The sequence below is a fragment of the Streptomyces sp. NPDC050997 genome, assembly GCF_040660135.1.
GTDB lineage: Bacteria > Actinomycetota > Actinomycetes > Streptomycetales > Streptomycetaceae > Streptomyces.
The window spans coordinates 63,193-74,554 of the sequence record NZ_JBFAGK010000032.1 but is presented as its reverse complement, the minus strand read 5'-3'; the positions used below and the strand labels follow the sequence as shown (position 1 = coordinate 74,554).

Annotated in this window: 8 protein-coding genes; 4 read left to right on the top strand and 4 right to left on the bottom strand. The window is 70.6% G+C overall.

Annotated features, from left to right (window positions below):
- The first annotated feature begins 423 nt into the window (after positions 1-423).
- A complete protein-coding gene (locus tag AB0H86_RS41255; RefSeq protein ID WP_362450948.1) occupies positions 424-873 on the top strand; it encodes a PTS glucose transporter subunit IIA in 450 nt (149 codons plus the stop codon).
- 79 nt (positions 874-952) lie between these two features.
- Positions 953-2,623, top strand: a complete 1,671-nt coding sequence (gene ptsP, locus AB0H86_RS41250) for a phosphoenolpyruvate--protein phosphotransferase (protein WP_362450946.1) — start codon at positions 953-955, stop codon at positions 2,621-2,623.
- A gap of 70 nt (positions 2,624-2,693) precedes the next feature.
- Here ptsP and AB0H86_RS41245 read toward each other — a convergent pair whose 3' ends face one another.
- The gene (locus AB0H86_RS41245) at positions 2,694-3,584 is read right to left on the bottom strand and encodes a hypothetical protein (protein WP_362450943.1); all 891 of its coding nucleotides are present in this window, start codon (positions 3,582-3,584) and stop codon (positions 2,694-2,696) included.
- Between the two features lie 22 nt (positions 3,585-3,606).
- A complete protein-coding gene (locus AB0H86_RS41240; protein WP_362450940.1) occupies positions 3,607-4,815 on the bottom strand; it encodes an MFS transporter in 1,209 nt (402 codons plus the stop codon).
- A gap of 111 nt (positions 4,816-4,926) precedes the next feature.
- Here AB0H86_RS41240 and AB0H86_RS41235 point away from each other — a divergent pair, with 111 nt between their 5' ends.
- A complete protein-coding gene (locus tag AB0H86_RS41235; protein WP_362450938.1) occupies positions 4,927-6,246 on the top strand; it encodes an aminotransferase class I/II-fold pyridoxal phosphate-dependent enzyme in 1,320 nt (439 codons plus the stop codon).
- 18 nt (positions 6,247-6,264) lie between these two features.
- Here the strand turns inward: AB0H86_RS41235 and AB0H86_RS41230 are convergent, their stop codons facing one another.
- On the bottom strand, positions 6,265-8,232 hold the full coding sequence (locus AB0H86_RS41230) for an acetoacetate--CoA ligase (RefSeq protein WP_362450936.1): 1,968 nt from the start codon (positions 8,230-8,232) through the stop codon (positions 6,265-6,267).
- Between the two features lie 213 nt (positions 8,233-8,445).
- On the opposite strand from AB0H86_RS41230, the gene AB0H86_RS41225 reads away from it, so the two are divergent.
- Positions 8,446-10,812 (top strand): TIM-barrel domain-containing protein, encoded by a 2,367-nt coding sequence (locus tag AB0H86_RS41225; RefSeq protein ID WP_362450934.1) that lies wholly within the window; start codon positions 8,446-8,448, stop codon positions 10,810-10,812.
- A 2-nt stretch (positions 10,813-10,814) separates the two neighbouring features.
- Here the strand turns inward: AB0H86_RS41225 and AB0H86_RS41220 are convergent, their stop codons facing one another.
- A complete protein-coding gene (locus tag AB0H86_RS41220; RefSeq protein ID WP_362450932.1) occupies positions 10,815-11,351 on the bottom strand; it encodes an NUDIX domain-containing protein in 537 nt (178 codons plus the stop codon).
- Between the last annotated feature and the right edge of the window lie 11 nt (positions 11,352-11,362).

Below are 11,362 nucleotides of genomic sequence, written 5' to 3'. Positions count from 1 at the left end.
TCTGGCGTTGACTTTTGGCACGCTGTTGAGTTCTCAAGGAACGGACGCTTCCTTTGTACTCACCCGAGATACTCTCTCGCGGCTTTCCTCCGGGCTTCCCTTCGGTGTTCCAAACTCTATCAGTGTTTTTCCGGCCCCCTGACCACCATCCTGCAGGCATGCAGAAAGTGACCCCGAGATAGGATCTGACAAGTCGGATGCTGCCAGGCAAGGGCACAGATGCGCCGCTCGGCCCCGAGCAGGAGTACGACTGTACACGCGGCCGTGAGACGGGTGCAAATCGATTGAGGTTGTGGTCTAGACCACTAATCCGTAGGCTCTCGCGGGGACCGTTACTACACGTGACATACCCTGCTGAACAGTGCGCCGTCCGGGACAGGCAGTGACGGCCCCTAATAGATCTCCACCCCTGGGAGGCTTCCCATGACCACCGTCCAGTCCCCTCTTGCCGGGCGCGCCATCGGACTGGCCGCAGTGCCGGATCCGGTCTTCTCCGGGGCCATGGTCGGCCCGGGCACGGCCATCGACCCCGTGCGTGAGCCCTCCGAGGCGGTGGCGCCCGTCGACGGAGTCATCGTCTCGCTGCATCCGCACGCCTTTGTCGTGGTCGACGAGGAGGGCCACGGTGTACTCACTCACCTGGGCATCGACACGGTGCAGCTCAACGGCGAGGGCTTCGAGCTGCTCGTGAACAAGGGCGACACCGTTACACGCGGTCAGAGCGTGGTGCGGTGGGATCCCGCCGCGGTCGAAGCCGCCGGCAAGTCGCCGGTCTGCCCGGTCGTGGCGCTCGAAGCAACGGCCGAGGCTCTCGACGAGCTCCGTGAGGACGGCGATGTGAAGGCAGGCGACATTCTCTTCGTCTGGAAGTGACTTCTGCGCCGTCGGATGACGGCAACTAGGGACAACCATCGCGGCGGCGGGACCCGCCGCACTATCGGAGACGGGTCAGATGGAGACAACCCTGCGAGGCGTCGGTGTGAGCCACGGTGTGGCGATCGGCGAGGTTCGGCATATGGGAACGGCGGTGCTCGAGCCGCCTGCCAAGCAGATACCGGTGGAGGACGCGGAGCGTGAACAGGGGCGCGCCCGCAAGGCCGTGGACGCTGTGGCGGCCGACCTGATGGCGCGCGGCAACCTGGCGGGAGGCGAAGCCCAGGCGGTGCTCGAGGCGCAGGCCATGATGGCCCAGGACCCCGAGCTGATGGCGGACGTCGAACGACGTATCGCTGTGGGAAGCACGGCCGAGCGAGCGGTGTACGACGCCTTCGCCGCCTACCGCGCCCTGCTGGCCGGTGCGGGTGAGTATCTCGCCGGTCGCGTGGCCGACCTCGATGACGTGCGGAACCGTATCGTCGCCCGGTTGCTCGGGGTTCCGATGCCGGGTGTGCCGGACAGCGACGAGCCGTACGTCCTCATCGCGCGTGACCTCGCGCCGGCCGACACGGCGCTGCTGGACCCGACTCTCGTGCTCGGGTTCGTCACCGAGGAGGGCGGGCCGACCAGCCACAGCGCGATTCTGGCGCGGGCGCTGGGTGTGCCGGCTGTGGTGGCGCTCCCCGGTGCCGGGGAGCTGGCCGAGGGCACGGTGATCGCCGTGGACGGCAGCACCGGCGAGATCTTCGTGAACCCCAGCGCGGAGAAGAAGACGCGGATGGCGGCCGCGGCGGCCGAGCGCAAGGCTGCGCTGGCCGGATCGACGGGGCCCGGCGCCACGTCCGACGGTCACAAGGTGCCGCTGCTCGCCAATGTCGGCGGTCCGGCGGACGTACCCGCGGCCGTCGAGGCCGGGGCCGAGGGTGTCGGTCTGTTCCGTACCGAGTTCCTGTTCCTCGACGACAGCAAGAACGCTCCGTCGGAGGAGAAGCAGGTCGAGGCCTACCGCAAGGTCCTCGAGGCGTTCCCCGAGGGGCGTGTCGTGGTGCGGGTACTCGATGCCGGTGCCGACAAACCGCTGGACTTCCTCTCCCCGGGCGATGAGCCCAACCCGGCTCTGGGCGTGCGTGGTCTGCGGACGCTGCTCGACCATCCGGAGGTGCTGCGCACTCAGCTGACCGCGCTGGCCAAGGCCGCGGAGGGGCTGCCGGTCCACCTGGAAGTCATGGCTCCGATGGTGGCGGACCGCGCTGACGCCAAGGCGTTCGCCGACGCGTGCCGTGAGGCGGGGCTGCGGGCGAAGTTCGGCGCGATGGTGGAGATTCCGTCGGCCGCGTTGCGGGCGCGCTCGATCCTGCAGGAGGTCGAGTTCCTGTCGCTGGGGACCAACGACCTCGCGCAGTACACCTTCGCCGCGGACCGTCAGGTGGGTGCGGTGTCCCGTCTGCAGGATCCGTGGCAGCCCGCGCTGCTCGACCTGGTGGCGCTGTCCGCCGACGCTGCCAAGGCCGAGGGCAAGAGCTGTGGTGTCTGTGGTGAGGCCGCGTCCGACCCGCTGCTCGCGTGTGTGCTGACCGGTCTGGGTGTCACCTCGCTTTCCATGGGGGCGGCTTCGATTCCGTATGTCCGGGCGACACTGGCGAAGTTCACCCTGGCGCAGTGTGAGCGGGCCGCGGCTGCCGCGCGGGCCGCGGACAGCGCCGAGGCGGCACGCGACGCCGTTCAGGCCGTGCTGTCCGGCGAGTAGCCGGTCCGAAGCGGCTCTCCGCTGTCCCTGAGGGGCGCGCCACCTGTGCGTGGGGCGCCCCTCAGGCGTTTCAGTGGTGGTGTCCCCTCGGTTGTCCTGTGTCTCCGAGGTCGGGGGGCACGCAGTAGTCGACGTCCGATTCGGGAGAGATGAGGTCACCGGAGTCGATGTCGGTGCAGTAGGCGTCGAAGACCTCTCCGGCGGTGAGTGGTTCGAGGCCTTCGCGCAGGCGCCAGCCGTAGATGCGGTCCGGAGTGCCGGGAGCGCTTGTGCGCATGACGAGGCCGCCGGGGCTGTGGGTGGCGAGGCCCAGAGCCAGGACAGTGGTGAATTCGAGAGCTTCGGCCTCGTCGAGTTGGGTGGCGCCGTCGGTGTCCTCGTCGGCGTGGAGCACGGAGACGAGGGTCTCCGGGGTGCCCGTGACACTGCAGACAAGGTGACGGTTGCCCGGATGGGCCGTGTCCAGGACGCGGACGAGCAGCTGCGAGGCGCGTACGAAGGCCGCGCGGCCGACGTCCTCACCGCAGGAGGCACACCCGCCGAGGCGGGCCAGCAAGGTGCTCGCGTACTCCCAGGTGGCCTGTCGTACGGCTTCGTCCACGAGGGCCGGCACCAGGTCGGTCAGGGGCTGGCCGTCGTACGGGATGGTCGGGCCTGTGCCGGCGAGTTCCGCTGTGAAGCGTGTGCGGCTGGACGGGATGTCGGGGTCCAGGCCCGCGTCCGCGCAGAACTCGGCGAACTCCTGCGGGTCGAAGAGGGCGACGGTGGTGTGGCTGCCTTGTGCGGCGCGGGTCCTGAGGAGGTCTTCGACCTGCCGGAGGTAGGTCGTGTGGTCGTCGAAGGTGAAGGTGCGGTAGCGCCGCATCGCCCGGAAGTCGTGCTCGTCGGTGAGCAGGCCGATGGTGCCGGCGATTTCGCGGCGCAGGACGCGCCGCATGGTCTGGTGGTCGGTGTGCGCCATGTTTCCCCCTGTGCACGGTCGATCAATGCTCACTCACAGTAACCGGTGGCACTGACAACGGGGCTTGGGCGAGGCGATCCCGGACGAGTCTGCGTTGAATCAGGCAGGTCACAGCGATGGTGGAGCCGAAGGCGGTCCAGCCGATCGGACCTGTGACGATGGCCGCGGTGACGGCGAGTGGCCCGATGCTGCGCTGGACGGACTGGGCGAGGCCGTGGACGCCGAGGTAGGAGCCCAGGGAGGTGTCGGGGGCGAGGGCGACGGAGAGTTCCCAGGACGCGGTGGCGTGCAGCATCTCGGCCATGGTGAAGGCGGCAGCCGCGGCGGTGAGGAGCAGCGTGGCCGTGAGGGGGCCGCCGGTGGCCGAGAGTGCCATGGTGACACCGCCCAGAGCGACGGCGGCGGAGTGCGGGACGAGCAGGTTGCGTGCGGCTGCCGTGGTGGTGCCGAAGCGGGCCAGGGGGACCAGCAGGGCCACCACCATCACGTTGTTGAGGACGAGCAGCAGGGGTGCGAGGCCGTGCGGTGCGTTGCTCGCGTGGGCGATCCACAGGGGTAGTCCGACCTTGAAGACCGCGTCGTCCAGGAAGAGGACGGTCTCGGTGGCGACGTATGCGAGGTAGGTGCGGTCGCGCCAGGGGCCCGTCGGTGCGGCCGGAGGTTCGAGGTCCTTCGATGCGGCGACGGTGCGGGACGAGGACGTGGGTTCGCCGCAGCGCAGCGTGAGGAGTGCGGTGGCGAGGAAGGACAGGGCGTCGCCGACGAGGAGCCATTGGTATGCGGCCGTGGTGTCGAGGGTGAGCGCGGCTGCGGCGGCGAGGCCGCCCAGGGCCCAGCCGGCGTTGGCGACGGTTCGTTGGAGGGCCTGGTAGCGGACGCGTTCCGGTCCGGCGGCCCGGGTGGCGTAGAGCTTGGTGAGGACGTTCGCTGCGCGGTCGCCGAGGCTGCCGACTGCCGAGAAGACGAGGAGCAGAACGTAGTTGTCCGTGGTGATCAGGGCGATGGAGGCCAGGGCGCGCAGGAGTTGGAGTGCGGGCAGGACGCGGGTGAGCGGGACGCGGTCGGCGATGTGGCCGCCGATCGGTGCGCCGGCGATTCCGACGGCCCCGGCGACGGCGACGAGTGTGCCGACCTGGGCGAGGGAGAGGCCGGAGACGTAGGTGAAGTAGAGGACCGACACGGTTGCCCACAGACCGCTGCCGACGCGGTCGACGAAGGCCACCCCGAGCATTCTGCGTCCGTCACGCCCGCCGGGTATCCCTCTCGACCATGTGGTTGCGCGGCGAATCGGATGCACTGCTCCCCCTTGCTCCCAGTTATGTACTGATACATACTCGGTAACGTGGCAATACAATATGGGATCAGTGGTTCGACAGCCAAGGGCATTGCCGCCTCTGTCGAACGGGGCGTAGCGCAAGGGGCGTTGGGGCCGGGCGCCGCGCTGCCGCCGGTGCGGCGGCTCGCGGACGAGCTCGCGGTGAGTCCGGGGACGGTCGCCACGGCCTACAGGGAACTGCGGCAACGCGGAATCGTCGTCACGCGCGGGCGCGCTGGAACGGTGGTGGCGCCCGCTCCGGCGGTGGCGTCACGACGGCCGCCCAAAGTCCCGGAAGGGCTGCGGGACTTGTCCGGCGGGCACCCCGATCCTCGACTGCTGCCCAGCCTGGTGTCGCCCTCCCGGCTGTCCCCCGGGGTCCGATCGCATCGTTCGACTCCGCGGTTGACGCGGTTGGAGGACGCCGTGCGCGACTGGTTGCGGCCCGACGGCGTGCCCGTGGAACACGTGACGTTCGCGCACGGGGCCCTGGATCTGATCGGACGGCTGCTGTCCGTGGAGCTGCGGCCCGGCGACGCCGTGGCCATGGAGGATCCCGGATACCACCATCTGCTGGATCTGGTCGCGGCCCTGGGGCTGCGTGTCGTTCCGGTGGCCGTCGACGACGAGGGCATGCGCCCCGACGCGGTACGAAAAGCGCTGCACGCGGGTGTGCGCGCGCTGGTGTGCAGTCCGCGGGCGCAGAACCCGTACGGCGGTCGCTTCTCCCCCGCGCGCCGCGACCAACTCGTCGCCCTGCTGCGGGACCAGCCCGATGTGCTGGTCGTGGAGAACGACCACGCGTCCGCCGTGGCCCAGGCGCCCTTGCGGTCCTTGACCGGCCACGGGCTGATGCGCTGGGTGCATGTGCGGACGGTCAGCAAGTTCCTGGGGACCGACCTGAGGTGGGCGGCGGCGGCCTGCGATGCGGCCACGCTGGCGCGGCACGACGGGCGGTTGCTGCTGACCTCCGGCTGGGTCAGTCATCTGCTCCAGGAGACCGTGCTCGGGCTGCTGACGGACGAGGGCACGCGCGCGTTGGCGGCGCGCGCCGAGGAGCAGTACGGGGTACGCCGGAGCGCTCTCCTTCTGGAGCTCCGAGAGCGTGGCATCGAGGCCCACGGGGCGAGTGGGATGAACCTCTGGGTGCCCGTGCGGGACGAGTCTGCGGTGATGAACGGGCTGCGGTCGCACGGCTGGTGGGTCGCGGCGGGCGCCCGGTTCCGGATGGCGGCCGGCCCCGGCGTGCGGATCACCGTGGCGGATCTCGAACCGGCCGACGCGGTGCGGCTGGCCTCGGACTTCGCCGTGGTGCTCGGCGAGTCCGAGGCCACCTATGGCGGTTGACCGCCCCTGGAGGGGCGGTCAGGCGCGCTTGCGGGCCAGGTCCTCGTAGAAGCGCAGCAGGTCGAGGTTGTCTACGGAGCCCGGGTTGACCGCCTTCTCCCAGGGGGTGCCTTGGAGAAGGCGCTTCACGGGAACCTCGATCCGCTTTCCGGTGAGGGTGTGAGGAACGCCGGGCACCTCGATGACCTCGTCGGGGACGTGGCGTGGGGAGAGTTGTTCGCGGATGGTCTGCTTGATGCGGTTCAGGAGGGCCTCATCGAGGACGGCTCCGGGGGCGAGGTGGACGAAGAGGGGCATCCAGTAGCCGCCGTCGGGCTGTTCGATGCCGATGACGAGGGATTCCCTGATCTCCGGGAGGCGTTCGACCGCTTCGTAGATGTCGGCCGACCCCATGCGCACACCCTGGCGGTTGAGCGTCGAGTCGGAGCGGCCGTGGATGACGACCGAGCCGCGCGAGGTGACGGTGATCCAGTCGCCGTGCCGCCACACGCCGGGATACGTGTCGAAGTAACTCTCCTGGTAGCGGCTGCCGTCGGGATCGTTCCAGAAGTGGACCGGCATCGACGGCATGGGGTTGGTGACCACGAGCTCGCCGACCTCGTCGACGAGGGGGTTGCCGCTCGGGTCCCAGGACTGGAGATCCGTGCCCAGGCCGGGCGCCTGGAGTTCGCCGACGTGGACCGGGAGGGTCGGTACGGCTCCCGCGAAGCAGGAGCACACGTCGGTGCCGCCGCTGACGGACGCGATCCACAGATCGTCCCGGACCTCGTCGTGCAGCCAGCGGAACCCGTCGGGCGGCAGGGGCGACCCCGTGGTGGCGACGCACCGCACCCGGGAGAGGTCATGGTCGCGGCCGGGGTGCACGCCGGCCTTGCGGCACGCCATGACATAGGCGGCGGAGGTGCCGAAGAGGGTGGCCTCGGTGCGTTCGGCGATCCGCCACTGGGCGCCGGTGTCCGGGTATCCGGGGCTGCCGTCGTAGAGGACGATCGTCGTGCCCGTGAGGAGGCCGGAGACGAGGAAGTTCCACATCATCCAGCCGGTGGACGTGTACCAGAGGAAACGGTCCTGGGGACCGAGGTCGCAGTGCAGCCCGAGTTGTTTGAGGTGCTCGACGAGGATGCCCCCCTGGGACTGGACGATGGCCTTGGGCAGGCCGGTCGTGCCTGAGGAATAGAGCACCCACAGGGGGTGGTCGAAGGGCACCTGTTCGAAGACGGGCTCCGTGTCGGCGCTCGTCAGGGCCGACCACTCCAGGGCGCCTTCGGGAGCCTCGGTGCCCAGTAGGGGGATGTGGACGACCGCGCGCAGGGTGGGCAGTTCGCGGCGCAGTTCGGCGACGGTGTCGCGACGGTCGTGCTCCTTGCCGCCGTAGCGGTAGCCGTCGACGGCGAACAGGACGACCGGTTCCACCTGCTGGAAGCGGTCCAGGACGCCGCGGGCGCCGAAGTCCGGGGCGCAGGACGTCCAGACGCCGCCCACGGCGGCTGTGGCGAGCAGGGCGACGACGGCCTGGGGAATGTTCGGAAGGTAGCCGCTGACGCGGTCTCCGGGACGTACGCCGAGGGCGCGCAGCTCGGCGGCCAGGGAGCCGACCTGGCGGCGCAGCTCGGACCAGCTCACGGGGCTGAGCTCGTGGGCCTCGTCGACATACAGGAGGGCAGGTTCGTCCGTGCGGGTGGCGCTCGCGCGCAAGGCGTGCTCGGCGTAGTTCAGGGTCGATCCGGGGAACCACTGGGCGCCGGGCATGGAACGGTCGCCGAGCACGCGCGCGTAGGGAGTCGAGAACCGAACGTCGAACCACTCCGCGACGGCCTTCCAGAACGTGTCCAGTTCGTCGACGGACCAGCGGTGCAGTGCGGGATAGCCGCCCTCGGCAGGGGCTCCGTGGTGGTGTGCGGCCCAGGCCTGGAATCTGGTGATCTGTGCCTGGGCGATGCGTTCCGGATCGGGCTGCCAGAGCGGCTGGGGGTTTTCGGTCGGCATGGGGCGGCTCCCGGACTCTGCGCGTCGTGTGCGTCCTCCGCGCACGGGCTGGGGTGTGCGCGTGACGCGGCTGACACGGACGATGCCATGTGATCGACTCCTGCACCAGGGCGTGCCCCACATAGTCGGTGTCGTGAAGATGTGGTCCTGGCACGGGTGAACGGAAGTTGAACGACACGCACATGGGGACCGGTCAATGGCAGGCTGAGCAGCATGGACGGTCGTGACCTGGTGCGTTCGGTGAAGGCGGTCGGCTCGGCGGGGGCGGCCCAGAGGGTGCGTACCGTACGGGCCGCGTGGCGCAGAAGGCGTGCCGATGCCTCCGGGCTGCCACAGCGGGGGGCCGAGCGGGCGCGGGTGCCCGGGCCCGTGCGGGACGTGGAGCCGGGGCCCGGAGGCGGTGTAGTCCGGTTCAGCCGCTCCGAGCTGCGGATCACCGTGGCGGTGAACGGTGCCGTGTTCTGGGGCTGGGACGGGGCCGCTCCGGAGCCGTCGTACGCGCTCGCCGGCCGTGGCCCGGAGCCCGACCCTCGGGCGGTGCTGGAGCCGGACAAGGACGGCGGCTGGCGGGTGGTGGCCGAGCGGGTGACGGTCGTCGTCTCGCGGCACGGCGCGATCGAGGTGCTCACGCCCGGCGGGGTGCCCCTGCGCCGGGATCTGCCGCCGCGCTGGTGGGAGCCGGTGGGGGGTGGCCCGGCGCGTTGGATGCAACGCTCCGAGGTGGCTGCCGACGCGCGGTTCTTCGGGCTCGGCGGGCGGGCTTCGGGTCCTCGACTGCGTGACGGGACGTATCGGCTGTGGAACACCGATCCCGGACGGCCCTTCGGCCCCGGGGACGATCCGCTGTACATCACGATGCCGGTGCAGTTGGTGGTCGCCGACGCTGCGACGCATCTGGTGTTCCACGACACCTCGTGGGACGGCACGGTGACCCTGCGGGAGGGCGAGGAGGGCGCCGGGTCCGGCCACGACCGTGAGGGCACGTCCGAGCTGCGGATGGACGGCGGTCCACTGCGCTGCTGGGTCATGGTGGGCACTCCCGCGCGCGTGCTGCTCGCCTGGGCCTCGCTGACCGGGGCGCCCGCCCTGCCGCCCGCCTGGGCGCTCGGCCACCATCACGCCCGGTGGGGCTTCGGTGGTGAGCAGGAGGTGCGGCGGATCGTTTCGGGCTACCTGGAGCGCGATCTTCCGCTCGACGCGGTCCATCTGGACATCGACCACTACGACGCCCACCAGGTGTTCACGGTGGACACCGAGCGCTTCCCGAAGCTGCCTCAGCTCGCCGAGGACCTGCGGCGGGACGGGATCCGCCTGGTGTCGATCGTCGATCCGGCGGTGAAGGCCGCACCGGGCAGCGACGTGTTCGACAGCGGGACGGCCGAGGACGCGTTCGTACGGGACGCGTCGGGACGGCTCGTGCGCGGAGTCGTCTGGCCCGGGGAAGCCGCTTACCCGGACTTCACGCGCGCGCGGGTGCGGGAGTGGTGGGGCCGCCTCTACGAGGAGCGACTCGCTCAGGGGTTCTCGGGATTCTGGCACGACCTGAACGAACCGACCTCGTTCGCGGCGTTCGGGGAGTCGACCCTGCCCCGCTCGGCCCGACACTCCCTGGAGGGAAGGGGCGGAGACCATCGTGAGGCGCACAACGTGTACGCCCTCTGCATGGCCCGGGCCGCCTATGAGGCGCTGTCCGGTCTGACTCCCCAGGAGCGCCCTTTCGTCTTCTCACGCTCCGGCTGGGCGGGCATGCAGCGCTACGGCGGTACGTGGTCCGGTGACGTCGCCACGGGCTGGCCCGGGCTGCGGGCGTCGCTGTCGCTGGTCATGGGCCTCGGGCTGTGCGGGGTGCCGTACTCGGGGCCGGACGTGGGCGGCTTCGACGGGAGGCCGTCGCCCGAGCTCTACCTGCGCTGGTTCCAACTGGGCTCCTATCTGCCGCTGTTCCGTACGCACGCGAGTCTGCGAGCCGGGCGCAGGGAGCCCTGGGAGTTCGGTCCCGAGGTGCTGGAGCACGCGCGCGTGGCGCTCGTCGAACGCCGACGGCTGCTGCCGTACTTCGTGACCCTGGCGCATGTGGCCCGGCGTACGGGGGCGCCCTATGTGCGGCCGCTGTGGTGGGCCGCGCCCGAGGACCGCGCGCTGCGCGACTGCGAGGACGCGTTTCTGCTGGGCGACTGCCTGCTGGTGGCGCCGGTGCTGCATCCGGGGACGGACCGGCGGGCGGTGCAGCTCCCCCAGGGCCGCTGGTACGACACTGCCACGGAGCGGGTCCACGAAGGGCCGGGACAGGTCCTCGTGGACGCGCCCCTGGCACGCGTTCCGGTGTTCGCGCGCGCGGGCGCCGTCATTCCGGTGCACGGGCAGGACGGCGGGCTGGAACTGGAGGTCTGGGCGCCCGCCCGCGGACGGACCGGGGGCGGGCTGGTCGTGCGGGACTCGGGCGACGGCCGGGCCGAGCCGGAGATCGAGCGCTACCTCGCCCGTTGGGAGGGCGGACGGGTGGTCGTGGAGCGGGAGGGTGAGGACGGTCGGAGCGAGTCGCCTCATCCGGTCCGGGTACGGGGGCTCGGGGCGAGCTGACGTCAGACGTACCGGCCTTCGAACCATGCCCGTACGACCAGGGTGTGCAGGGGGAAGGCGAGCTCCTGCGGCCTGCGCAGGAGCTGCCAGCCCTCCGTCTCGTCGGTGACCAGGGAGGGCGGAAGGCCCTCGGCGGGCCGCTCCGGCAGGACCCCGAACAGCAGGAGGTGTCCGTCGAGTGAGCTCACCGCGTCGACGAGCCGTATGTCACGGCTCGCCGCTTCGATGCCGGTCTCTTCCTTGAGCTCACGGATGAGAGCCTGCCGCCAGTCCTCGCGGTCGTCGACGTAGCCGCCGGGCAACGCGACGCCTCCGCGCGCGGGGGCGACGGTTCGGGTGATGACCACGAGGGCGGTGCCCTGTGTGTCGTAGACGGGCTGGAGGGCCACCGCCACGGGGAGTGGATTGCGGTAGGCCACGGTGTGGCAGGCCGGGCAGGTGCGGGGCCAGCCGGAGACGCCCTCTCCGTAAGGAGTTCCACAGCTCGAACAGTGCGAGCCGGGCGTGGAGTTGGGGATGGAGCGCTGAGTTTCGGACACGCGGCGGACTG

Coding starts and splice junctions, on each gene's coding strand:
- AB0H86_RS41255 (WP_362450948.1), top strand. CDS start 424: ATGACCACCGTCCAGTCCCCTCTTGCCGGGCGCGCCATCGGACTGGCC.
- ptsP (WP_362450946.1), top strand. CDS start 953: ATGGAGACAACCCTGCGAGGCGTCGGTGTGAGCCACGGTGTGGCGATC.
- AB0H86_RS41245 (WP_362450943.1), bottom strand. CDS start 3,584: ATGGCGCACACCGACCACCAGACCATGCGGCGCGTCCTGCGCCGCGAA.
- AB0H86_RS41240 (WP_362450940.1), bottom strand. CDS start 4,815: ATGCTCGGGGTGGCCTTCGTCGACCGCGTCGGCAGCGGTCTGTGGGCA.
- AB0H86_RS41230 (WP_362450936.1), bottom strand. CDS start 8,232: ATGCCGACCGAAAACCCCCAGCCGCTCTGGCAGCCCGATCCGGAACGC.
- AB0H86_RS41225 (WP_362450934.1), top strand. CDS start 8,446: ATGGACGGTCGTGACCTGGTGCGTTCGGTGAAGGCGGTCGGCTCGGCG.